We start from the raw sequence: 24,474 nt of genomic DNA on the forward strand, positions 1-24,474 counted from the left end.
CAGTCGAAAAGCGGCCGCCAATGGATTGCCGGCACGATCTGCCGCCCTATTTCGCGTAGGCTCCAGGGGCAGTGCCGACACACTCAGAAACGGGTCGAGAAAGTCGCCTTGAAGGCGTTCTCCATGCCGCCTGAGGCGAACTGGCCGTCATAGGTGAAGCCGAGCCGGCTGGCTTGGCCGATGGCGAGATCGACGCCGGCCTGCAGCGCCAGCGCGTCCCTGGCGATCGGCACGCCGGTGACCGTGAAGGCGTCCCCGCCGGCGAAGGACAGCCGCGCCGCCGGCAGGTCGGCGAAGGCATGCCGCCAGCCGAGCGAGGCGCGCGCCTCGAGCGCCGTGCCGCCGACCGTGAATGTCTGCGAGAGCCGTGCGCCGAGCGTGGTGAAGGTGGCGTCATTGCTAATGCTATCCGAGCCGAGCGCGGCGGCTCCCCCCTCCTCGCCAAAACCGTCGGTCGACAAATGCACATAGGCCAGCCCCGCGAACGGCTCGACCTTGAGAGCCCCGACATCGAAAGCCCGCGACGCCTCGCCGAACACTTGCACGGTGCTCGCGCCATAGCTCGCCTTCAGTTGCTCGCTGAAGCCGGAGAAGGACGGGTCGCGCGTGGTGTCGATATCATGATGACTGTAACCGGCGCCGAATTTCAGATGCACGGCATCGATCATGCCGCCGCCATACGCGCCGAGATGCACGCTGGTGATATCAGCCGAGGAGGCACGGTCATCGATGTCGAGCGCGGTGACGCCGATGCCGCCGAGGAAGCCGAGCGTCCAGCCGTCTCCCACGCTGGCGTCCGCACCGGCGAAGAAGGCGCCGGTGCTGGCGTCGACATCGGTGGCATTGCCGTCGCTTCCCAGTGAGCGGGCAAGGCCGGCGCCCTGCATCCAGAAGCCCCTTGCCCCGGGATTGGCGATGGCCACACCGGTGCGGCCGAGCGCGGCGTCGCGCAGCAGCCGGCTTTCGTCGAGGAGCAGGCCGGACACGGCCGCGTGCACCTCGCCCGACAGCTCGTCGAAGGCAAAGCGCGCGCCGTCGGCCGAAAGTGGCGCAATGGCATTGTAGACCGGATTGCCGGCGCCAAGCTGCTCGACGCCGCCGGCGGCCGCCTTCTGGTTCGGCGTCTCGGCAACGGACGAGAAGTCGACCGCGTTGCGGGTCAGCGTCAGCACGACATTGTTGCCGTCGCCGCCGGTGTAGCTCACGTCGGGCGTCAGGAAGGCATAGACATGGCTGATCGCTGCGAACTGCCCGGTCACCGCGCCTGCGCCCTGATTGTCGATGATGGTGTAGGTCTGGCTCGGCTGCCAGCCGGTGCCTGTGAGCTCATGCAGAGCAAGCGTGCCGCCGGTCACGTCGACAGTGCCCGTCACCACCACCTTGTCGGCGCTGGCCGTGTCGACCTCGATGTCGAGCGTGCCGGCCAACCTGTAATTGCCATTGATGGTCTGCGTGCCGATCGAGGCGCCGGGCGCGTGATGGCCGCCGGCCTGGATGGTCACCATGCCGCCGGCCAAACCTCCGATTGCGCCGTTGCCGCCAAGGATCGCCCCGCTCGCCACCGAGACATCGGCCGAGCCCAGCGAACCGTCGATTTGCAGGAGGCCGGCATTGACGGTCGTGGTGCCGAGATAGGTATTGGCGCCGGACAGGATGAGTTTGCCGGTGCCGTCCTTGCCAAAACTGCCCTTGGCCAGCGCACCGCCATCGGAGATGACGCCCGAAATCGTCTCGTCGAGATTGAGCGCACCAACTTTGAGCGTATGCGCGCCGAGCGCGATATCGCCGGCGCCGGAGACCGAGCCCAGCGAAACGCAGTTGCACAGGCCTGGCGCGTCGAAGGCCGAGATGTCGACCTTGCCGCCGGCCAGGTTGATGATCTTCGCGGCATTGGATGCGTTGTCGCCACGGAATGACGTGGTGCCGCCACCCTGGTTGATGATGACGGCCGAACCGGCGCTGCTGCCGGCCAGGAACACCGTCATGCCGTTACCCTGGTTTGATATGGTCGAGGTGCCGGCGCTCGACTGGTTGTCGAAGACGACAGAACCGTTCTGCGTCGAGATCGACAGGCTGCCGGCGCTGACCGGACCGGCAAAGCGCAGCACCGGCTTCAGCGTTGCCGCCGGCGCGCCCGACACCGAAACCCCACCGGTGCCGAGCGCGCCATTGGCCGCCGCAACGAGTTCGCCCTCCTTGATGGTCGAACCGCCCTGGTATGAATTGGCCACGCCCAGCGTCAGTGAGCCGTCGCCGAGCTTGACGATGCTCCCCGTTCCGGAAATGCCGACAATCATGAAAGCTTTGTTGACCGCCGCACCTGGATCGGCGGCGACGATGATCTCGGTGGCGGCCGAATTGGTCACCAATGCGCCACCCGCACCAGCCGACAGCGTGTAGGTCCAGTCCGTCGGATGCGAGACGAAGCGAAGGCCGGTGAAGGTGTGCGAACCGACCACCGTCACCGTGCCCGGCGTGCCGGCGAACACCGCCTTCTGGCTCGCCCAGGCGGCGTTGATGTCGCCGGCGGCGTTGGTCCAGTTGCTGCTCGCGGCATCCCAGGTGCCGTTGCCGCCGCGCCCGTTGGCGATCACGCCGGGCGTCATGTTGGCGCCGTCCCAATATTGTTCGCCGCCACCGGTCGCGACCAGCAGATTGACCACGCCGCCGCCGCTCTGGATCGACCAGTCGCCCGGGTTGAAGCCCGGCGGCACGGTGCCGATGACGAGGCCGTTATTGGTGAACGTCCCGCCATAATTGGCAATGCGGTAGGTGCCGTTGCCAAAACCGCCGGCGTCACTCACCGACAGCTTGCCGTCCAGCGTCAGTGCGCCGGTGACGTCGAACAGCGGCATCGAGTTCGCCGCCCCCAGCGAGACGTTGAGATTAGAGGTGTCGTTAAGCGTCAATGACGCCATCGTCAGCGTCTGGCCGGCCAGCCCAAGTAGCGTGCCGCCATTGGCGATGGTCGTGGCGCCCAGCGAGCCGGTACCGCCGAGCGCGCCGCCGGAATTGACCTGAAAAGTGCTCGATGCCATCGAGCCGTCGCCCATCAGCGTGCCGGCGTTGACGTTGGTGGCGCCAGAGAAATTCTTGTTGCCGGCAATGATCAGCGTGCCGCTGCCTTGCTTGGTGAAGGCGCCAGTGCCGTTGATCTGGCCCTGGTAGAGCGTGTCGGCCGAACCGCCTGCGGTGAGAGTGCCTGTACGGATCTCGAGGCGGCCGTAACCGGAGAGATCGCCGACCGTCTGGTTGAAGCCGTTGAGGTCGAAGACGCCGCCGCTGCCGATCAGCGCGCCTGTCGTCACCAGCCTATCGCTGCCGCCGAGGATGAGGCTGCCGAAAGACAGCGTCGTACCGCCGGTATAGGTCTGAACGCCGGTCAGCGTCAGCGTGCCGTTGCCGCTCTTTTCGAAACTGCCTTCGCCCGAGATGACACCCGAATAGCTGGGCGTGCCGTTGAAGAACACCGAGAGTTTGCTGTGATTGACATAGTTGCCGGTCAGCGCGCCATCGGCCGAGAAGTTGCCGATGCGCAGCTCGCCGGTGTTGATCGTGGTGCCGCCGCTATAAGTGTTGGCGCCGATCAGCGTGATCAGCCCCGTGCCGTTCTTGACCAGCGAACCTGAGCCGGAAATGACGCCGGCGTAGCGGGGGAAGATATCGGCCGAACGGTCGATGATCAGCGTGCCGTCATTGTTGACGACGCCATCGCGGATGCTGCCGGTCGTGCCGCCATTGCCGAGCTGCAGGACAGCGCCGGGGCTGATATTGGTGACAGCTGAATAAGCGTTTTCGCTGGTGAAGATGGTGGTGCCGGCAAGAATGTTGACGGCGGCGGGGCCGGCCAGCGGGCCGAAGCCGCCAATGTTCGTCGCAAAGACATAGTTGCTGGAAGTGTGGTTGAAATTGATCGCCATCGGCCCGGTGGCGGAGCCTGAGAAGATCACCTGCGCCGCCTCGAGCGTGCCGGGCGCGGCCGCGGGGCTGGCGGCAGCGGCGCCGATGTTGAGCGTGCCCGAGGAGCCGGCCAGCGCGCCGATGCCGACCGTGCCGGCGCCGCCATTGACCCTGACGACGGCGCTGTCGGCGATGGTCAGCACGCCCTTGCCGGCGCCCCCGATGGTAAGCCCCTGCAGATCACTGGGGCCGGAACCAAGCGTGTCGCTGATCGTCCATAGCGAACCCGCGCCGATCACCGTGACGATGTCCGATGTCGCTGCCGTGGCGTCGCTGGCGCTTGATATGTTGGTGTAGCCGGTGTTGAGCTTGCCGCCGCCTGAAACCATCACGGAGGCGGTCGAATTGGTGGCGTTGCCAAGGTAGAGGCGATAGGGCGTGGTGAAACTCGATCCCGCGCCGTCGATCGCGATCGCCGCCTTCGAATTGGCGGTGTTGGCGATCCTGGCGTCGCCGTTGAGGAAGCCGCTGGCGGTGGAATCGATCAGCACCGTGCCGCCGGCGAGCACATTGAGTTCCGATGTCTGGCCGATTGACCCCATCGCCAGCGGCACATTGCTGTAGGCGCCCGTGATCTTCCATTGCGAACCGGCGCCGGTGACCGTCACCTTGCCGTTGACGATATTGGCCGCCGTGCTGGCCCCAACCGTATAGGTGGTGGTGAGCTTGCCGCCGCTGGAGAGGATCAGCGTCCCGGTCCCCGTCTGGCCGACGAACAGATTTCCGGTCGCCCATGACGCGCCGCCCGAAACCGTCGCGGTGCCGACGCCGCTGGTGCCGACATTGCCGCCGACATAGGTGCGTATGGTCGTCGCCGTAGCATTGTCGAGCAGTTGGAAATCGCCCTTGCCGGTCGCGCCGATGACGAACTGGGTGGCGATCGATCCGGTCATGGTGAAGTTGGAACCGCTGCCGGTGACGATCAGCTGGCCGTCGGCAAGCGCGGAACTTTCGCCGATCATGACATTGCCGCTGGACGACAGCCTGCCGCCGGTCTCGACCCTGACGCGGCCGACCGCGCCGGCATCAGCCGAGATCGACAGGAAGTTGTTCGTCCATTGCGATCCGGCACCGGTGATGGTCACCGTGCCGGAAGAGGACGGGTTGTTGGCGACGACACCGCCGGCGCTGGTGATCCTGCCGCCAGCCGATACGGTCAGCGCGCCGGTGCCGAAGTCACCGACGATGAGATAGTTGCTCGCCACCGACAGCGTGCCGGCGCCAGTGACCACGAGCGCCCCGTTCGAACCGGCCGAGCTGCCGATATTGATTGTCCTGGCCGAAGCACCTGCCAAGCTGACGGTCGCGGTATTGACGCCGGCGCTGTTGATGGTGAGGTCATCGCTGGCGGTCGGCGCCGAGGACGGCGTCCAGTTGCCCGATGTGAACCAGTTGCCCGAGCCAGACCCGTTCCAGGTCAGCGAGGCGCCCAGCGCCAATGTCGAGCTAGACAGCAGCAGCCCCGCCAGCCCCAGCGCGAGCGAGGCACGCCGGCTTGCCATCGGTCGCCGGCCTGCCATCGGTTGATTGTCCATTCCGTCCCTGCCCCAGCTTGCGGATCGGCGTTCGACCCGCGCAACATCCCCTCGGGCGCACCGGCCGGTGGCCCGAAGAAAAAGCTAGAGGCGTGCGCCGCTGGTCGATACCGGCAGTTAGGGACAGATGCGGACAATTCAGGACATCGCCGCGTCATCCGGCTCGCAATGGGGGTTCTGATGCTCCCATCGGGCAGGATTGCTCCCGCGTCGCGCCGACAGGCGAATCGCCGCGCATCGATACGGCGTCGACCAGGGAACAATGTTGCCGGCAAACTGTTTTAGTCCTTGCCGGAGGCTGCAATGAACGATGCGTCGGCGACGCCCGTGGGTCCCGTCCTTTCCTCGACGGAGCGCGTGAACACGCTGTCGCATTTTCACCGCGCCGAGATCGCGCGCATGGCGGGCTGGCGTGATCGGCTCGACAGGACCACGAACTGGTCGATCACCGTGGTGGCGGCAATGCTTTCAGTGTCGCTGTCGACGGCCAGCGCGCACCATGGCGTGCTGCTGTTCGCCATGCTGCTGATCCTGCTGCTTTTGTGGATCGAGGCGCGCCGCTACCGCTTCTTCGACTTCTATCGAGCCCGCGTGCGCCAGTTCGAGCGCCACTATTTCGCGCAGATCTTCTCGCCGCAGCCCGACTTCGCCTCGGACTGGCTGCTCATCGTCGGCGAAGGCCTGCGCGCGCCGAAATTCCTGCTGTCGCATCGTGCCGCCTTGGCGCGGCGCCTGCGCCGCAATTACATCTACCTCTTCCTCATCCTGCTGCTGGCATGGGTGCTGAAGATATCGACACCCAGCCTGCAAACCGCGGGGGTCAGAACCGGCTTTGTCGGCTCGCTGCGCGAGGCGATCGACAGCGCCGCGCTTGGTCCCATCCCAGGCGTCGCGATCGTGGTGATAGTGGCCGCGTTTTATGTCGGATTGCTCGCCATCGTCCTTTTCGCGGCGGGCGACGACGGCGAACTCGCCTTCGGCGACGTCCACGTCTGACCGCGATCGCTGACTACCAATTTCGGCAACCGGCGGCTGCAACGCAAATCCCGGCCATGCGTTGTCATGATCAGTCCGCCGCGACGTTTGAGGGAACCCATGAACCGGCAACCGGCAACGACGTCAGGCCGCTTCGCGGCCATTCTCGTGTTGGCTATCCTGGTTCTTGCAACGGCAAGCAATGCCTTCGCCGCGACCGCGCCCGGCCACGCCTCAGGCATGGGCGGCTCGGCCGAAGGCCTGTTCGTTGCCGAGATCGTGCTTCTCCTGCTGGTCGGCCGCGGCCTCGGCGAAATCTTCCAGCGCTACGGCCAGCCGGCGATCATGGGCCAGCTGATCGGCGGCATCCTGCTCGGCCCCTCGCTTCTCGGCTGGATATGGCCCGACGCGCAGCACCTGATCTTCTCCAGCGATCCGGCGCAGAAGAGCATGATCGATGCCGTCTCCCAACTTGGCATCCTGCTGCTCCTCCTGTTGACCGGCATGGAGACGGATCTGCGCCTGGTGCGCCGCGTGGGGGCTGCCTGCTTCTCGATCTCGATCACCGGCGTCGTCGTGCCTTTCGCCTGCGGCTTCGCGCTGGCGCAGTTCCTGCCGGACACCCTGCTGCCCGACCCGACACAGCGCGTCGTCGCCGGGCTGTTCCTCGGCACGGCGCTGTCGATCTCTTCCGTCAAGATCGTCGCGATGGTGGTGCGCGAGATGAACTTCATGCGCCGCAATCTCGGCCAGGTCATCATCTCCTCGGCCATCATCGAGGACACGATCGGCTGGCTGATTATCGCCGTCACCTTCGGCATCGCCACCAATGGCAGCCTGCAGTTTTTGCCACTCATCACCACCGTGGCCGAGGTGGCGCTGTTCATGGCGTTTTCCTTCACTATCGGCCGCCGCCTTGTCTTCACGCTGATCCGCTGGAGCAACGATTCCTTCCGCAGCGAATATGCCGTCATCACGGTGATCCTCATCATCATGGGCGTCATGGCCCTGATCACCAATCTGATCGGCGTCCACACCGTGCTCGGCGCCTTCGTCGCCGGCATACTTGTCGGCGAATCGCCGATCCTGTCCGATCACATCGAGAGCCAGTTGCGCGGCGTCATCACCGCCCTGTTCATGCCGGTGTTCTTCGGTATGGCGGGCCTGTCCGCCGACCTTACCGTGCTAGCCGATCCGACGCTGGCATCGCTGACGCTGGCACTGGTTGCCATCGCCAGCGTCGGCAAGTTCGGCGGCGCCTTTCTCGGCGGCAGGATCGCCGGCATGTCGTTCGAAGAGGCCACCGCCGTCGGCAGCGCCATGAACGCCCGCGGCTCGACCGAGGTCATCGTCGCCAGCATCGGCCTGTCGATGAACATCCTGTCCCACAATCTGTTCACGATGATCGTCACCATGGCCGTCATCACCACGCTCGCCATGCCGCCCATGCTGCGCTGGGCGCTCGGCCGCCTGCCGGTTGGACATGCCGAGAAGCAGCGCGTCGACCGCGAACTGCTCGACGAGCGCGGCTTCGTCTCCAGGCTGGAGCGCCTGCTGCTGCTGGTCGACGACAGCCCGGTCGGCAAATTCACTGCTTACCTTGCAGGCCTGGTCGGCGGCGGCAGCGGCATGCCCACCACGCTGCTTCATCTCCAGGACGGCAAGCTCGCCGGCCAGGTTAACGACAAAGGTCCGGAGCGCGCGTCCAGGGAGGTCAAGAAGGGGGCCGCCAGGAGCGCAAGAGCCGTCAGCAGGGCAGAGGACACGCTTGTCGACAAGGTTCATCTCACAGCCCGCACCGAGCTCGAAGCCAGCGCCGAGACGATCGCCGCGGAAGCCCGCAAGGGCTATGGGCTTCTGTTGGCCGGGCTGGAGAACACTCTGACCGACAAGGGCACCTTCAGCGGTGCGCTGAAGGACATCAGCAGCGGGTTCGACGGCCCGCTCTGCCTCGTGCTGAACGGAGCCAAGGCCAATGGAAAGATGCCCGTGCTGCGCGCCGGAACCACGATACTGGTCCCCGTCAACGGCACCGAGGTCGCGCGCCGCGCCGCTGATTTCGCGCTGGCGCTGGCGCGGCCGCACCGGGCCCGCGTCAAGGTGCTCTATGTCTCGCAAGCCAGGCAAGGCAGCCGGCCAGGCTCGGTCTCGCACCGCCGGGAGGAAGCCGTGCTCAAGGATGTCGCCGATCTCGCCGACCGCTATGGCGTCGCCGTCGACACCGCGATCCGCACCCGGGCCACGGCAGACAGGGCGATTGCCAGGGAGGTGGAAAAAGGGGCCGCGATGGTGGTGATGGGTGTCACCCAACGGCCGGGCGACGAGCTGTTCTTCGGCGACACGGCGACAGCCGTGCTCGCCGCGGTCGCCTGCCCGGTCGTGCTTCTGGCCAGCGAACGCGTCAAGCGAACCGATGCCAATGTCGAGGGGACGGCAGCCGAAATCGGCGCCTGATCCTTCCGGCTCGGCTGTCGCAACCTACAGGCCGAAGAACTGTCGCCCGATCACGTAACCCAGCGCCGCCGCGACGAGCGGAAACAGCGCCGGTGCTGCCTTGCTGAAGAAGGAAACCTTCGTGTCCTTGGGCGGCACATAGCGTGCGTTGCCGAGATTCTTGGTCATTGCGTACCCCGCGCCAAACCAATCATTTTGCGCATGTCGTTATCCCAAAACCGCAAAGCAGCTCCGGTCGACATGCATTAGAAGACGCTCATTAACAGCATTGCCGAATTAACGACTTGCAAAGAAATTCGCTCGAATAGCCGACCATTGGCTGGCGAAGCCCCGGTATCCAAAGGAAAATCCCCACGCATCGGGAACCGATCGGCCCGTCCGGGGTTGTGGACGTCGGGGCATGCATGATCGCAATCTCATTAAATACAGGAAATTTCGGCACCGCGCCGATGGCACGAAGCCATGGGGCGGTGATGGATGATCATCGACGGGCGCGCTTGAGATGTTAGCCCCGACAGGACGAAACTTGAATAAACGCCGACCGATCCACGAGACGCCATGCCAGCAACCAGCACAAACGTGATAGACGATCGTCGTCATGCCTTTCTCGCCGGCGGCGGCGAGCTCGGCCGCCTGATCGCGGCGTTCGACTGGGCCTCGACCTCGATAGGACCGATCGAGGTCTGGCCGCAGAGTCTGAAGACAGCGGTCTCGCTGATCCTGCGCTCGCGGGTGCCGATCGTCATGCTGTGGGGCGAGGACGGTGTCATGATCTACAATGACGGCTATTCGGAATTCGCCGGCGGCCGCCATCCGCAATTGCTCGGCTCGAAAGTGCGCGAAGGCTGGCCCGAGGTGGCCGACTTCAACGACAACATCATGAAGGTGTGCCTGGGCAGCGGCGGCACGCTCGCCTATCGCGAACAGGTGCTGACGCTGAACCGCACCGGCAGGCCCGAGCAGGTCTGGCTCGATCTCGACTATTCGCCTGTGCTCGACGAAAGCGGCGAGCCGGCCGGCGTCATCGCCATCGTCATCGAGACGACCGGCAAGGTTGCCGCCGAGCGCTGGCGCGCCGGCGAGCGCGACCGCCAGCGCCAGATGTTCGAACAGGCGCCGGGCTTCATGGCCATGCTCTCCGGTCCGCAGCATGTCGTCGAACTGACCAATGCCGCCTACATGCAGCTCGTCGGCCACCGCGATATTGTCGGCCTGCCAATCCGCCAAGCCTTGCCGGAGATCGAGGGCCAGGGCTTTTTCGAATTGCTCGACCGGGTGTTCACCTCCGGCGAGGCGTTCGTCGGCTACGCGCTGAAGGCCGAGTTGCAACGCACGCCGGGTGCGCCGATCGAAGACCGCTTCATCGACCTCGTCTATCAACCGGTGCGCAATCCGGCCGGCGAGGTTTTCGGCATCTTCGTGCAAGGGGTTGACGTCACCGACCGGCTGATCGCCGAGCAGGCGCTGCGCCGGAGCGAGACGCAATTCCGCACCTTCGCCGAGGCGATGCCGAACCACGTCTGGACGGCGACACCGGAAGGGCTCCTCGACTGGTTCAACCCGCGCGTCTACGATTATTCCGGTGCGAAGCCGGGCGAGCTTGACGGTCATGACTGGGCCGACATCGTGCATCCCGACGACATCGTTGCAGCCGCCGAAAAGTGGCAGCAGGTGTTGGCTGCCGGCACGTTCTACGAGACCGAGTTCCGGCTGCGCCGGCATGACGGCATCTATCGCTGGTTCATCGCCCGCGCCGTCCCGATCCGCGACGCCGACGGCGTCATCCTGCGCTGGATCGGCACCAACACCGATATCGACGATCAAAAGCAGGCGGCCCAGGCCCTGCTGCAGAGCGAACGCCGCTTGCAGCTGTCGCAGAATGCCGCCGGCATTGCGGCGCTCGAACTCGATATCGCCAGCGGGACCGTGGTCGGGTCCGAGGGCTTCTGGGGTCTCTGGGGGCTGTCGCCGCGCGAGAGCGTGCACATCTCCGTGCTGGAAGACATCGTCATTCCGGAGGACAAGGACGTCCGCTCCAACCGGCAGACGCGGGAAGAAGGCACCGCCGTGCCTGCCGTGGAATACCGCATCCGCCGCCCCGATACCGGCGAATTGCGCTGGCTGTCGCGTCACATCGACTTTGTCCACGACGAGACCGGCAAGCCGGTCAAGATGTTCGGCGTCATGCAGGACGTCACCGACCGGCGCGAGGCGCAGGCGCGGCAGGAACTGCTCACCCACGAACTTGAACATCGCATCAAGAACATACTGGCGATGGTCGCGGCCATCGCTTCGCAAACGCTGCGCAACACAGATATCGCCACCGCGAGCGCCACTTTCAACGAGCGTCTGCGCGCGCTGGCCAACGCCCACGACATATTGAACAAGACCCGCTGGACCAGCGCCTCGATCCGCGAGGTGGTCGACAACACCATCGCCACCTTCCCGCTCGAACAGATTTCGATTTCCGGCCCGGCGCTGCCGATCAATCCGAAGATGGCGCTGACGCTGGCGCTCGCCGTCAACGAACTGGCCACCAACGCGCTGAAATACGGCGCGCTGTCGGCACCCGAAGGCAAGGTGTCGATCGCATGGTCCTTGCAGCCATCGATCGAGGCATCAGGCGAAAAGCGGCTGGTCTGGCGCTGGCGCGAAAGCGGCGGGCCGCCGGTCACGCCGCCGAGCCGCCGCGGCTTCGGCCGATTCCTGATCGAGCGCGTCTTCGGCACAGACTTCGGCGGGTCGGTCCGGATCGACTACCATCCCGGCGGCGTCGAATGCGTGTTGAACGCACCGGCACCCCAATTGCCGACAGAACCGTACTGATCGCAGAGGCGCGCCATGACCACCCAGAGCCTCGTCACCGTCCTCGTCGTCGAAGACGAAGCCTTTCTGCTGTTTGCCATCGCCGATGAACTGCGCGAGGCGGGGTTCAACGTGCTGGAGGCGAGCAATGCCGACCAGGCGATCCATATACTGGAGAGCCGGCAAGACATCGCCATCCTGTTTACTGACATCGACATGCCCGGCTCCATGGACGGACTGCGCCTGTCCGCGGCCGTGCGCGACCGCTGGCCGCCGGTCAAGATCATCATCACGTCGGGCAAGCAACAGCCCGCCCGGGACGCGATGCCGAGCGGCGGCGTCTTCCTGCCAAAGCCCTATGCGCCGGAAGCCGTGGCGGCGACCATCCAGGGCCTGCTCGACTAAGCTCTAGGCCTCATCTATCGCCGTTCTCAAACGCGCCGATGCCTTGCGCGATGAGGTTGGTGGCCATCACTAGCGAGATGATCGCGGCTGAATTGAACACCACTACCCACCATTTGCCGCCGGTGAGAAAGCCGTAGCCATCGGCGATGGCCAGCCCCCAGTCGGCCGAAGGCGGCTGGATGCCGAGGCCGAGGAAGCTCAGCGTCGCGATCGAAAAGAAGGCATAGCCGAGCCGGGTGATGAGCTCGATCAGGATGGTTTCCCGGACATTGGGCAGGATCTCGAGAAACATGATCGCCAACCGTCCTTCGCCGGCAAGCCGGGCGGCGCTGACATAGTCGCGCTCGCGCTGTTCGCGCGCGGCGGTGCGCACGGTGCGCGCCACCAGCGGCGCATAGGCAAGGCCGATCACCAGGATGACGGTGAGGTTGGACGGGCCGATCGCCACCAGCGCCATCGTCACCAGAACGATGAAAGGCAGGGACATGACGGCATCGAGCAGCCGCGCGCCGACGGCGTCGACCATGCCGCCAAACGTGCCGAGCACCAGGCCGATGACGCTGCCGGCGGTGACGCCGGCCAGCGTCGCCACCGGCGCCACCAAAAGGATGTCGCGCGAGCCGACGATGATGCGCGAAAGCACGTCGCGGCCGAGCTGGTCGGTGCCGAACCAGTGCACCGCGTCGGGCGGCGTCATCATCGACAGGAAATCCTCGGCATAGGGATCGAACGGCACGAATTGCGCGCCGGCAATCGCACATACGACCCAGAACAGCAGCACCGCCGAGCCGATCACTGTCGAGGGCGCCACGTCTGGCACAAGGCCACGCAGCCGGCCGATCCAGGAGAGCCTGATATCACCGCGCATGGGAGACTGGGCGAGATCGGTCATGGCGCGCTTCGCCGGCGCTGGCGCGGGTCGAGCAGCGCTTGCAGGAGATCGCCGATCGCCGCCGTCGACACGAAGATGGCCGCCATCACCAGAACCCCGGCCTCCAGCATCGGAAAGTCGCGCGCCTTGGCGGCACTGAGCACCAGATTGCCGAGACCCTGTATGCCGAACAACGCCTCGATCACCACCAGCCCGCCGAGCAGGAAGCCGCTTTGCGTGGCGATGACAGCCACCGTCGGCACCAGCGCGTTGCGCAGCACATGCTTGAACAACACCTGCGAGGGGCTGAGCCCCTTGAGGATGGCGGTGCGCGTATAGTCCGCGCCGCGCGCCTCGATCACCCCTGCCCTGGTCATGCGCGCGACATAGCCGATCAGGTTCAGCACCAGCGGCAGCGCCGGCAGGATGAGGTGGTAGCTGGACGTCCAGAAGCCGGCCCCATCCGGCGCCGCCCCTGTGATCGGAAACCAGGCCAGCCACAGGCCGAAGACCATCAGCAAAAGCAGGCCGGAGACGAAGTCCGGCACGATAGAGAGCGAGACGCCGGTCAGCACGATCAGCCTGTCGGCAAGGCTCCCCGAGCGTAGGCCCGCGACGACGCCGGCGCCGATGCCGATCGGCACCAGGAACAGCAGAACGACGCCGGCCAGTGCCGCGGAATTCTTGATACCAGACAGGACGAACGGCGCCACCGGCGCGCGCATCGACAGCGAGTCGCCGAAATCACCCCTGATCGCCCGGCTGAACCAGTGCCAATACTGCGCAAGGATTGGCTGGTCGGTGCCGAGCTTGCGGTTCAGCTCGGCGACGGCCTGTGCGTCGGCGAACGGGCCGAGCATGACGCGGCCGACGTCGCCGGGCAGCACTTGCCCGGCGAGGAAGACCAGCGCGCTGACCAGCCACAGCGTCAGAAGCAGCGAGCCGGCGCGTGCCACCAGCGGCCGCACGATCGCCATCGAGGCGGTCACACGAACGACACCTTGTCGAGCAGCAGGTGCGAGATGGCGGTGAAGCGCACGCCCTCGACCTTCGAGGAGACGATGCGGCTGTATTGCGAGAAATAGCTGATGATCAGCGGCGTCTCGTCGAGCAGCAGCGTCTGGATCTTGCCGGCGGCCACGCGCTGCGCCTGCAGGTCGCGAGCCTTGCCGTAGTCGATGAGCAGCGCGTCATAATCCGGATTGTTGAAATGCGCCGCGTTCCAGGCGCCCGAGCTCTTCAGCGTCGCGTTGAGGAAGATGTCGGGCGTGCCGCGATGGCCGAAATCGGTGATGCCGAGATTGGAGTCCAGCCATGGCGAACTGCCGAACGTTGCCGAGCCGTAATAAGCATCCTGCGGCAGCACGTTGAGCTTGATGTCGATGCCGGCCTTCCTGGCGAAGTTCTGGATGATCACGGCATAGTCGGGAATGTCGTAGGCGCGCTCGGTGGTCAGCGTCACCTCGAAGCCGTTGGGCACGCCAGCCTCGCCAAGCAGCCGCTTGGCTTCGGTGATGTCCTGCTTGCGCTGCGGCACCGACGGATCGGCCGATGGGAAGATCGGCGCGAACGGCGTGTCGTTGCCGACGACGGCGCGGCCCTTCAGCAGACCCTTGACCACCGCCTCGCGGTCGATGGTCAGCGCCAGGGCGCGGCGCACGCGCTTGTCGGTGAACGGCGCCTGGTCGGTTCGCAGATGCGCCGGATCATGCGAGCTGGCCTGCACGCTGAGCAGCTTGAAGTTCGGATTGCCCTCGATCGCCAGCTCCAACCGCGTGGTGGAAGGGATCACGTCGAGCTGGCCGGCCTGCAAGGCCAGCACCTGCGCCTGCTCGTCGTCGAAGAACTTGATCTCGACCCGGTCGGGCAGCGCTTTGTCGCCCCAATAGTCCGGGTTGCGCACGAAGCTGGCGCCCTGCTTGGGACGGAAGGACTCCAGCTTGAAAGGTCCGGTGCCGTTGAAATTCTTCTCGAAATCGCCGGCATAGTCTGATGGCACGATGACGGCATTGTAGACGTCGGAGGAAACGTAGAACGGGAAATTGCTGTTCGACTGATCGAGATCGAAGGCGACGGTTTCGTCGTCGACGACCTTGGCGCCGCCCTTGGAGAGGATGCCCTTATAGGCCGACAGCGCCGACGAGCCGCTGGCCGGATCGACCAGCCGTTCGAAGCTCGCCACCACGTCCTTGGCCGTGACCGTGCGGCCATCGTGGAATTTCACGCCGGGCCTGAGCTTGAACGTCCAGCGCTTGGCCGTCTCGTCGGCTTCCCAGGACACGGCAAGCTTCGGCTGCAGCCCATCCTTGGGATCGTCGAGGATAAGGTACTCGCCGACCTGGCTGATCACGCCGATGCTGGCCGGATCGGTGATCGTGACGGGATCGATCGCCTTGGTCGGCTGGCCAAGCCCGACGCGGACCGTGCCCCCAGGTGTCGCCGCGCGTGCAGCACCTGGCGTGAACAGCCCCTGCGAAGCGGCAAGGCCGGTGAGGCCGAGGAGCGCGGCGTATTTCAGGAGGTCGCGGCGCTTGAGGAAGCCTTGCGCATATTCGTCCACCGCGACATTCCAGATGTCGCCTGTGTGGCCGCGCGTCGACTGGTTGCGCAGAAGATCGATGTCGGAACGTTTCGTCATTGTCAGTCTCTCATCAATGGGAGGATGGGGGAGAAAAAGCCGCCGTCAGGCCGGCTGGCCGTCGAGATGGATGCGGTCGACCGCTTGCGGATAGAACGCGATCAGCCCTTTGATTTTCGGCATTTCGTCGATCGGGTCGCGGTAGCTCCAGGCAATGTCGGGGCAAACCGAACCGTCCTTCAAAAGACCCGACCAGTAGGAGGCGATGCCCTTGTAGGGACATCGCGTCGTGGAACTGGACGCCGTCAGCCGCTCCAGCCGGACATCATCCGGCGGCAGATAGAACCGCGTCGGCAGATGGGTCTCGAACAGCAGCACCGGCCGGTGGCTGTCGGCGATGATCTCGCCGTCGAACCAGACCTGCACATGGCTGGAACTGTGCAGCACGTCGATGCGCACATAGGGATCACGGGCATGGACGAAGACCTCTTCTTCCTCCTCGAACCATTGGTCGACCGCCTTCCAGGTGAAGGCGATGCGGCCGGCGAGCGGCGAAAGATTTTCGTCCGGCGGTGCCGTGAACGACCACGCCGCATTGGCGGCGCGCCTGTCGCCGCTGTCTATGTCCCAATAGGCGGTCTCGCCGCCCACCGCGTGCGGCTCGCGATGCAGCGACGGCTTCAACACCGACGCATCGACCGAGGACGGCGGGAAGAAATAGATCGGCAGGAAATGGTTGGAACGCAGCACCAGCACATTGCGGCTGTCGGCGATGGTGCGGCCGCCGAATTTGACGCGCACGCGCTTGGGGCTGTGCAGCACATTGACGAGACGCGAAGCGGTGGCTTCGCGGGGCTGGAGGTTTGGTGCGGCGGTCATGGCTGTCCCCTCTCAGGATACGGCGCGCGCATTGGCGCGCTGCTCGGCGAAGCGGTTGGCGGGGCGGGCAAGCCCAAAACGGTCGCGCAAGGTGCCCGGCGCGTATTCGGTCGGGACGAGGCCGCGACGCTGCAATTCCGGCACCACCTGTTCGGCGAAATTCACCCAATCCTCCGGCAGCAGCGGGAACATCAAGTTGAAGCCGTCGGCCGCACCCGCGACGAACCAGTCCTCGAGCTGGTCGGCGATCTGCTTCGGCGTGCCGGCAACGGTCGGCACCGAGCCGCTGTTGGCGAGCTTGCGGGCGATGTCGCGCAGGCTGAGATTCTGCTTCGACCATTGCTTGACGCGGTTGAGCGAGGTGCGCCCGCCATTGAAGGTGCTCTCGTCCGGCAGCGGCGGCAACGGACCATCCGGCGGATAGGCCGAAAGGTCGACGCCGCTCCAGCTCGACAACAGGTCGATGCCTACCTGGTCGGGCAGCAGGCTCTGCAGATATTCCTGCTTGTCGCGGCCTTCGGCCTCCGAAGCGGCGACGATGGGCAGGATGCCGGGCAGGATCTTGAAGCTTTCCGGCCGCCGGCCATGGCGCGCCAGCCGCTCGTTGATGTCCTGCCGGTATTTGATGCCGTCTTCCCTGGTGCTGTAGATGGCGAAATGCGCATCGGCTTGCGCCGTGGCGAAATTCTTGCCGTCCTCGGACGAACCGGCCTGGACGATCAGCGGATGGCCCTGCGGCGGCCGCGGCACGTTGAGCGGGCCGCGCACCTTGAAGTGCTTGCCCTTGTGGTCGATCGGATGGACCTTGTCGGGATCGGCGAAATAGCCCGTCTCCTTGTCGACAAGGAGCGACTCGTCTTCCCAGCTGTCCCACAGCGCCTTGACGATATCGAGGAATTCGCCGGCCCGCTCATAGCGGAAGGCGTGTTCGATATTGCCGTCTCGGCCGAAATTGCGCGCCTCCTCGTCCATCGCCGAGGTGACGACGTTCCACGACGCCCTGCCCTTGCTGAGATGGTCGAGCGAGGCGAACAGCCGCGCAACATTGTAGGGCTCGCTGTAGGAGCTCGACGCCGTGGTGATCAGGCCGATATGTTTGGTCACCGCGGCCAGTGCCGACAAGAGCGTCAGCGGTTCGAGGCGGGCATTGGCGTAATGCGCGACGCCGCTCTTGACCGAATCCCAGATCGACACGTGGTCGGCGACGAAGATGGTGTCGATGCGTGCCCGTTCGGCCGCCTGCACCAGTTCGCGATAATAGTCGAAATCGAGCACTTCGCGGCCCGGCGCGCGGGGGTGGCGCCAGGCCATGCGGTGGTCGCCCTGCGGGTTGAAGAAGAACGCGCTGAGGATCATGTGCGACATCTCGATACCTTCCCTGCGGATGCGGAAAACCGCCGGCGCTGCGGCCTGTGGCCGTGCCCCGAAAATTGTCCAGTCAGCGAAAGTTAGATTGCGCTCGAGCTTAATTCGAGTAATTTTATAGAGATTGTTCCATATGAAAGCGGAAGCGATTGCCCTTGATCGCCGCGCGGACAGAAAGTGGTTTCCGGTCCTCCATGTCTTCAGTCTTGAATGTCGAGCGCCTCTCCGTTTCCTATGCCGGAGCCAGGCGCATCCATCGCGCGGTCGATGACATTTCGCTTTCCATCGGCCAGGGCGAAGCGCTCGGGCTGGTCGGCGAATCAGGTTCGGGCAAGAGCTCGGTGGCGCTGGCGGTGCTGCGCTATCTGCCCAGGCATGCCCGGGTCGAGGCCGCGCAGCTGGCCTTCGAAAACCGCGAGATCCGCAACCTCTCCGCCGACCAGCTGCGTCGGCTGCGCGGTGACCGCATCGCCGCCGTCTACCAGCATCCGGGCTCGGCGCTGAACCCCAGCATGACCATTGGCGGCCAGATCACCGAGACGATCCTGCGCCATCGCCCGATGCATCATGACGATGCTCTTGGCCGCGCGGCCCAGTTGCTCGGCCGCGTGCGCGTCGCCAATCCCGAACGCGTGCTGCGGCTCTATCCGCATGAACTGTCGGGCGGCATGCAGCAGCGCGCCAACATCGCCATTGCCATCGCGCTGGACCCCGCACTGCTGGTGATGGACGAGCCGACCACGGCGCTCGACGCCAGCGTCCAGTCCGAGATCATCGCAATCCTCGACGATCTGCGCCGCGAACACCGCACCTCGATCCTGTTGATCAGCCACGACATCAATTTGATCCGCCGCTCCTGCGACCGCGTCTCGGTGATGCAGGCCGGCTCGATCGTCGAAACCGGCGCCGCCGTGGACGTGTTCGACAATCCGCGCCACGCCTACACAAGGGCGCTGGTCGCCGCCATTCCCACGCTCAACCGCACCAAGCGCGACGGCAGGCTGGCCGAGGATGCCAGCCCTGTGGACCTGGCTTCGGACGTGCCGGCCCGCGAGCAAACGGAAAGCGCCCTGCCCGCATCGCAGCACGAAATCGCCGTCTCTTGCCGTGGGATAATGCAATCCTTCGGCGGCCAGCCGGTGCTGCACGGCATCGACCTCGACATCGCCAGTGGCGAGACTTTTGGGCTGATCGGCGAATCCGGTTCCGGCAAATCGACGCTGGCCCGCATCGTCACCGGCCTGCAGCCGCCGACGGCGGGCACGGTCGCGCTGTTCGGCAAGACCGTGGCGCCGCTGGTCGAGCGGCGGCTGGCGAGCGAGCGGCGCGATGTGCAGATGGTGTTCCAGTCGCCAGACCGCACGCTTAACCCGCGCCAGCGCATCGGCCGCATCCTCGGTCGCCCGTTGCGCCGCCTGGCCGGCCTGCCGCGCCGCGCCGTGCCGCAGCGCATCAGTGACCTCCTGGCCTCGGTCCGCCTCGCCCGCACGACATCGGAGCAGAAACCCGGCACACTCTCAGGCGGCCAGCGCCAGCGCACGGCCATTGCGCGCGCCTTCGCCGGCCTGCCGAAGCTGGTGGTCTTGGACGAGCCGACCTCGGCGCTCGACGTCTCGGTGCAGGCGACCGTGCTCAACCTGCTCAACGACCTGCAGAAGAAAGAGGATACCGCCTACCTCTTCATCAGCCACGATCTGAGGGTCGTGCGCTACATGGCCGACCGCATCGGCGTGCTCTATCGCGGCCGCCTGGTCGAGACCGGTTCCTCCGACCAGATTTTTGCTGGCCCCAACCATCCCTACACGCAGATGCTGCTGGCGGCGTCTTCCAACGACGCACAAGCCACCACCATGGCCGAAACGCAAGCCATCGAAGCCGGCCCCGGCGGCTGCGCCTTTGCCAGCCGCTGCCCGCTGGCCGACGCCGGCTGCCATGCCGCCCAACCGGTGGCCAAGGAGATTGCATCAGGCCATTTCATCGCCTGCTGGAAGCGCGCCGGCTAACCGCCTTATCCGCCGAGATAAAGCCGGTGCAGTTCATCCGGCGACTTGAGCAATTTTAGGCAGTCGCCGTCATGGACGACGCGGCCGCGCCGCATGACATAGGCGCGGTTGCCGATCGACAAGGCGAGGGCCGCGAACTGCTCGACCAGCAGCACCGCCAGCCCATTGTCGGCGAGCTTGCGCACCGCGCTCATCAGCCGTGTGACGATGACCGGCGCCAGCCCCGCCGACATCTCGTCGATCAGCAGCACCTTGGGCCGTGTCAAGAGCGCGCGGGCGATGACCAGCATCTGCTGTTCGCCGCCCGAAAGCAGGCTGGCCTTCACCGTGCGGCGCTGCACCAGTTCGGGAAACAGCGCATAGGCTTCCGCGACATCGGACCCCGGATGCAGGCTCACCCGAAGGTTCTCCTCGGTGGTAAGCTGGCGGAACACGGTACGGCCCTGCTCGACATGGGCGAGGCCCTCGCGTGAGCGCACGCCCGGCCGTGCCTTCTGGATCTCGTGGCCATCGATGGCGATGGTGCCCCCGGCGACCGGGATGATGCCTGACAGACCTTCGAGCAGCGTCGTCTTGCCGGCGCCGTTGGCGCCGAGCACGACGCTGATGGCGCCGCTTTCGACCGCTATGTCGAGTGACGACACGACCGGCAATTCGGCGCGGTTGATCGACAGGTTGGAAACGACGAGCTTGCTCATGCCGCCACGCTCTCTTCCTCGATTCCGAGATAGGCCTTCTTCACCGACCCTTGGTCGAGCACCTTGGCCGGCGGGCCGGAGGCGATGACGCGGCCGAAATCGAGCACCGTCACCTGCGAGCAGACCGCCCGCACCAGGTCCATGTCGTGCTCGACCAACAGCACCGCCGAGCCGAACAGCTTTGGGATCTCGGCGATGCGTTGCCCCAGCCGCACGCTCTCCTCGTGCGACTGGCCGGCGGCTGGCTCGTCTAGCAGCACCACGGCCGGGCGCGCCGCGACCACGCCGGCGACGTCGAGCAGGCGCCTGGTGCCGGCATCCACCGACACCACCAGCGTGTCGGGATCGGGACAATCCAGCCAGCCAAGGATCGCTTTGGTCTCGCTCGCCGACAGGCCCTTGGCCGCCAGCGCCAGATAGCCGCCCACGGTGAGTTCAGGCGCGATCCGGTTGGTCTGCCAGGTCCGGCGCACCCCGGCGCGGGCGCGCAGATGCGCCGGCATGCCTTCCAGCGGCTTGTCGCCAAGTTTTATGCTGCCTTCATAGCCCGCAAGGAAGCCGGCAACGGCGTCGATGAAGGTCGACTTGCCGGCGCCATTGGGACCGATCAGCCCGGCGACGGTGCCGGCGGCGACCGTCAGGCTGACGCCGTCGAGCGCCACCACGCTGCCATAGCGCACGGTGAGTTTGTCCATGCTGAGCGCCGGGCCGGCGGCGCGGCTGACCGAGCTCGGCAGGTCGCTTGCCGGCGCCGATACAGCTGCCTTGACGCGCGCCGGCAGCATCTTGCGCAACTGCCGCCGGAAGGTCTCGCTCATCGTCTCGCCTGTCGACAGCGCCTGCGTGGCGCCGATGGCGAACAGCACATTGCCGATGTCCTGCGGCAGGTCGAGCCGGCGCAGGATTTCCGGGAACATCACCACCAGCAGCCCGCCGATGATCGCTCCCTCGGCGAAATGCGCGCCGGTCATGACCGCCACGGCGTAGAGCGACAGCGACTGCATCATGCCAAAATTCTCGGAGACCAGCGTGCCGAGATAGCCGGCCAGCAGCCCGCCGGAAATGCCCGCGATGAAAGCCGAAATGGCGAAGGCCGACAGCTTGGCGGTGGCGATGCTGACGCCATGCGCGGCGGCCGCGCGTTCGGAATGCCGCACCGCCAGCCAGGAGGCGCCGAGCCGCGAACGGCTGAGCACTTCCAGCGCCACCGCGATCACCACGTAGAACAGCAGCACAAAGACGAAATAGCCTTCGTCGCTGTCGAACAATTCCGGTCGCGGCACCTGCAGGAAGTCGGTCTGTCCCGGATAGGTCATGGTCGCCAGTATGGTGTCGAAAGCGGTGGCGAAGGACAGCGTGACGATGGCAAGGTTGATGCCGCGCAGCCTGAGCGCAGGCAGGCCGATGGCGACGCCGAGCGGCACCGCCGCCAAGCCGCCGATGAGGATCCAGACGGGCAGTCCGCCCGGCGCCTCGGCAAGGTTGAGGTAGCCGACGGTCCAGGCGCCGACGCCGGCGAACGACATCTGGCAAAGCGCGATCATGCCGGTGCGGCCGGCGACGAAGGCTCTGCAAGGCGACGCCGGTGATCAGCACCGAAGTGGCCAGAAACACCCAGTAGGACGGCAGCAGGCCGAGCAAGGCGACACTGCCGGCGACAAGTGCTGCGGCAATGACGATCAGCGAGGCCTTCAGACTAGCGCGCTTCATCCCAACGGGCCTCCCGTTGCGTCCACAAGAGAACGGCAAGCACGACCAGGAACGGAATGGCGCTGCGATACTGGCTGATGCTGTCGACCGAGCTTGCCATGCCCTCGACAAGGCCAAGCCCGATGCCGCCGGCGAGCGTGCGCCAGAAACTGCGGAACAGGCCGACAAGGGCGGCCGCGAGTGCGGGCACAACCAGCAGGCTGAGCGTCATGAAGTTCGGCGAGCGCTGCGGCGCGATGATCATCAGCGCGAAGGTGGTGAAAGCGCCGGTCATGCCCCAGACCAGCAGCGACAGCAGTTGCACGCGGATGCCGAGCAGTTCGGCCGCCATCGGCCGGTCGGCCAGCGCGCGCAGATTGAGCCCGACCTTGGTGTTGTTGAGGAACAGGTCGGCAAGCACGGTGAACAGCGCGGCCAGCCCGATGGTCAGCACCGAGGCGATCGTCACCTCGACGCCGGCCATGCGGAAGGCGGAGCCGGGAAACAGTTCCGGCATGTTGTGCGGATGCTGGCCGCCGGTCAGCCGCAGGCCGATGGCGATGATGCCGACCAGCAAGGCCACGGTGACCGCCGCCTTGGTCGAGGCGCTGGCCTCGCCGAACCACCGCGTCATGATATAGCCGATGGCCACGCCCACCACCGTTCCGACGGCGATGCCGGCCAGCACCGACGGCCAGATCGGGAAACCGGCTTCATAGAGCGCGATCAGCACGAAGGTGCCGGCCGTGCCGATGGCCGCGCCGGTGAAGTTGACCACGGCGACCAGCCGGTAGGTGAAGACGGCGCAGACGCCGAGCAAGGCATAGGTGCCTCCGGCTGTCAGCCCCGCCACGGCGGATGTAAGCAATGCGTTCATCGGATTCCCAGTCTGGAGATGTGACAGGCCTCGTGCCGAACTCCTCGGCGAGGTAGGCGCCGCCCCTCATTGTCCTGCCGGACATTTCTCCTCGCGAACGGGGAGAAAGGGCCTGAATGCCGGCAGGCAGGTGAGGAGCGGCGCCAACGCCCCGGGAGGACGCTACTTCGGCTGCGGCAGCACGACCCAGTCCGGCGTCTCGACCGTCCAGGCGCCCTTTTCCAGCTTCATCACCTTGGTCGCCTGCATCGGCGAATGCGTCTTCGCCGTGCCGAAGACGTAAGGGCTGCCGGCGAGCGGATTGGTGATCGGCTGCATCTCGTGCAGCGCCTTGCTCACGCTCTCGCGCGTCACCTCGCCGTCAATCGACGCCACCACTTTCACAAACAGCTGCGCGGCGAGATAGCCGCCCTGCGAGAAGGCGGTCAGCGGCCGGCCGGCCTTCTGCATGTCGGCCACCCATTGCGCATTGGCGGCCGAGCTCTTCTCGGTGAAGGGCTCCCATTCGGTGCCGACATAGATCGGCTGTCTGGTGTCGGCCAGCGCCGAGGCGACCTGCTCGGTGTAGCCGGGCGCCAGGAACAGCCAGTTGATGCCTGATATCTTCTGCGCGTCGACGGTCTTGATCAGCTGCACCACTTGCGGTTCGACCTGGTTGGTCAGCACCGCGTCGCAGCCGGCGTCGCGCGCCTTGATGACATAGGGTGTGAGATCACCCTGGAAGGGCAGCGTCAGGTCGATGAGATGGATCTTCTTGCCGGAGATCTTTTCCCAGTTCTCGATCGCCTTCTTGTAGGCCTCCTGCGTGCCGCCGATGATGATGAAGAAGGCGCAGAGCTTCTCGCTCTTCAGCTGGTTGGTGGCGTACCAGGCCATCGCGGTGGAGAGCGTATAGGGCCCGACATTGACCGGCGCCACGTTGGGCGAGGAAAAGCATGCGGCGTCGACGCCGAGGCCTTGCACCGACAGGATCTTCTTGCGGCTGTAGGTGGCGGAATTGACGGCGCAGTCGAGCAGGCTGCCCGAGCCGACCAGCGCCACCGCTTCCTTGTTGTCGATCAGGTCGCGCGCGGCTTGTGCCGCGACCGCCGGATCGGCCTTGTCGTCGGCGATCGTGTAGTCGATCTTGCAGCCATTGATTCCGCCGGCGGCATTGACCGCATCGARGGCCGCCTGGGTCGCCTTCGGCACCTCGCTGAAATCGGCCGGGCCGGTGATGGTCGACACCGCGCCGACCTTGATCGTCCCGTCCTTGCAGGTCGGGCCGGCGGCCGACGCCGTGCCGGCTGTTGCCGCAAGGCCGATGCCGGCGAAGGCCGCCGCGAGCAGGCTGGATTTCCATTGCATGTCAGTCACTCCCCTGGTTTTCCTGAATCAATT

General features: G+C 65.7%; 15 protein-coding genes and 1 pseudogene. 5 read left to right on the forward strand and 11 right to left on the reverse strand.

The window, feature by feature from the left end; all coding sequences use genetic code 11:
* Positions 1-83 precede the first annotated feature (83 nt).
* Complete coding sequence (locus AC1DPX_RS13820; protein ID WP_477237326.1) at positions 84-5,480, reverse strand: autotransporter domain-containing protein; 5,397 nt, start codon at positions 5,478-5,480, stop codon at positions 84-86.
* Between the two features lie 318 nt (positions 5,481-5,798).
* Between AC1DPX_RS13820 and AC1DPX_RS13825 the strand changes: the two genes are divergently transcribed.
* Both AC1DPX_RS13825 and AC1DPX_RS13830 read left to right on the forward strand, forming a co-directional pair.
* Positions 5,799-6,491 (forward strand): DUF2270 domain-containing protein, encoded by a 693-nt coding sequence (locus AC1DPX_RS13825; RefSeq protein ID WP_477237328.1) that lies wholly within the window; start codon positions 5,799-5,801, stop codon positions 6,489-6,491.
* Between the two features lie 219 nt (positions 6,492-6,710).
* Positions 6,711-8,924: a cation:proton antiporter domain-containing protein gene (locus tag AC1DPX_RS13830; protein ID WP_477237519.1), complete on the forward strand. Its 2,214-nt coding sequence runs from the start codon at positions 6,711-6,713 to the stop codon at positions 8,922-8,924.
* A 24-nt stretch (positions 8,925-8,948) separates the two neighbouring features.
* Here AC1DPX_RS13830 and AC1DPX_RS13835 read toward each other — a convergent pair whose 3' ends face one another.
* Positions 8,949-9,092, reverse strand: coding sequence for a hypothetical protein (locus AC1DPX_RS13835; RefSeq protein WP_202358532.1), 144 nt, complete (start codon positions 9,090-9,092; stop codon positions 8,949-8,951).
* A 390-nt stretch (positions 9,093-9,482) separates the two neighbouring features.
* Between AC1DPX_RS13835 and AC1DPX_RS13840 the strand changes: the two genes are divergently transcribed.
* Both AC1DPX_RS13840 and AC1DPX_RS13845 read left to right on the forward strand, forming a co-directional pair.
* Entirely contained in the window at positions 9,483-11,750 is a 2,268-nt protein-coding gene (locus AC1DPX_RS13840; RefSeq protein ID WP_477237330.1) for a PAS domain S-box protein, read from the forward strand.
* A 15-nt stretch (positions 11,751-11,765) separates the two neighbouring features.
* Complete coding sequence (locus AC1DPX_RS13845; protein WP_202358530.1) at positions 11,766-12,134, forward strand: response regulator; 369 nt, start codon at positions 11,766-11,768, stop codon at positions 12,132-12,134.
* Between the two features lie 10 nt (positions 12,135-12,144).
* Here AC1DPX_RS13845 and AC1DPX_RS13850 read toward each other — a convergent pair whose 3' ends face one another.
* The 5 genes from AC1DPX_RS13850 to AC1DPX_RS13870 are packed head-to-tail and all read right to left on the reverse strand — an operon-like array spanning position 12,145 to position 17,827.
* Positions 12,145-13,026, reverse strand: a complete 882-nt coding sequence (locus tag AC1DPX_RS13850; RefSeq protein WP_202358529.1) for an ABC transporter permease — start codon at positions 13,024-13,026, stop codon at positions 12,145-12,147.
* The gene (locus AC1DPX_RS13855) at positions 13,023-13,982 is read right to left on the reverse strand and encodes an ABC transporter permease (RefSeq protein WP_477237521.1); all 960 of its coding nucleotides are present in this window, start codon (positions 13,980-13,982) and stop codon (positions 13,023-13,025) included. The genes AC1DPX_RS13850 and AC1DPX_RS13855 overlap by 4 nt, the downstream gene beginning before the upstream one ends.
* Positions 13,983-13,990: 8 nt before the next feature.
* A complete protein-coding gene (locus AC1DPX_RS13860) occupies positions 13,991-15,643 on the reverse strand; it encodes an ABC transporter substrate-binding protein (RefSeq protein ID WP_477237332.1) in 1,653 nt (550 codons plus the stop codon).
* 45 nt (positions 15,644-15,688) lie between these two features.
* Positions 15,689-16,462: a DUF427 domain-containing protein gene (locus AC1DPX_RS13865; protein WP_477237334.1), complete on the reverse strand. Its 774-nt coding sequence runs from the start codon at positions 16,460-16,462 to the stop codon at positions 15,689-15,691.
* A 12-nt stretch (positions 16,463-16,474) separates the two neighbouring features.
* Complete coding sequence (locus AC1DPX_RS13870) at positions 16,475-17,827, reverse strand: LLM class flavin-dependent oxidoreductase (protein ID WP_477237336.1); 1,353 nt, start codon at positions 17,825-17,827, stop codon at positions 16,475-16,477.
* Positions 17,828-18,021: 194 nt separating this feature from the next.
* Between AC1DPX_RS13870 and AC1DPX_RS13875 the strand changes: the two genes are divergently transcribed.
* Positions 18,022-19,830, forward strand: a complete 1,809-nt coding sequence (locus AC1DPX_RS13875; RefSeq protein WP_477237338.1) for a dipeptide ABC transporter ATP-binding protein — start codon at positions 18,022-18,024, stop codon at positions 19,828-19,830.
* A 5-nt stretch (positions 19,831-19,835) separates the two neighbouring features.
* On the opposite strand, the gene AC1DPX_RS13880 is transcribed toward AC1DPX_RS13875, so the two are convergent.
* From AC1DPX_RS13880 to AC1DPX_RS13895, 4 genes and pseudogenes are all read right to left on the reverse strand, one after another.
* A complete protein-coding gene (locus tag AC1DPX_RS13880) occupies positions 19,836-20,528 on the reverse strand; it encodes an ABC transporter ATP-binding protein (RefSeq protein ID WP_477237340.1) in 693 nt (230 codons plus the stop codon).
* Positions 20,525-22,238: pseudogene (locus AC1DPX_RS13885) on the reverse strand (branched-chain amino acid ABC transporter ATP-binding protein/permease). Before AC1DPX_RS13885 ends, AC1DPX_RS13880 begins: the two are co-directional and overlap by 4 nt.
* Complete coding sequence (locus tag AC1DPX_RS13890; protein ID WP_477237342.1) at positions 22,225-23,094, reverse strand: branched-chain amino acid ABC transporter permease; 870 nt, start codon at positions 23,092-23,094, stop codon at positions 22,225-22,227. Before AC1DPX_RS13890 ends, AC1DPX_RS13885 begins: the two are co-directional and overlap by 14 nt.
* 162 nt (positions 23,095-23,256) lie before the next feature.
* Entirely contained in the window at positions 23,257-24,441 is a 1,185-nt protein-coding gene (locus tag AC1DPX_RS13895) for an ABC transporter substrate-binding protein (RefSeq protein WP_477237344.1), read from the reverse strand.
* Positions 24,442-24,474 lie beyond the last annotated feature (33 nt).

This window comes from Mesorhizobium sp. 01N446 (assembly GCF_056399285.1).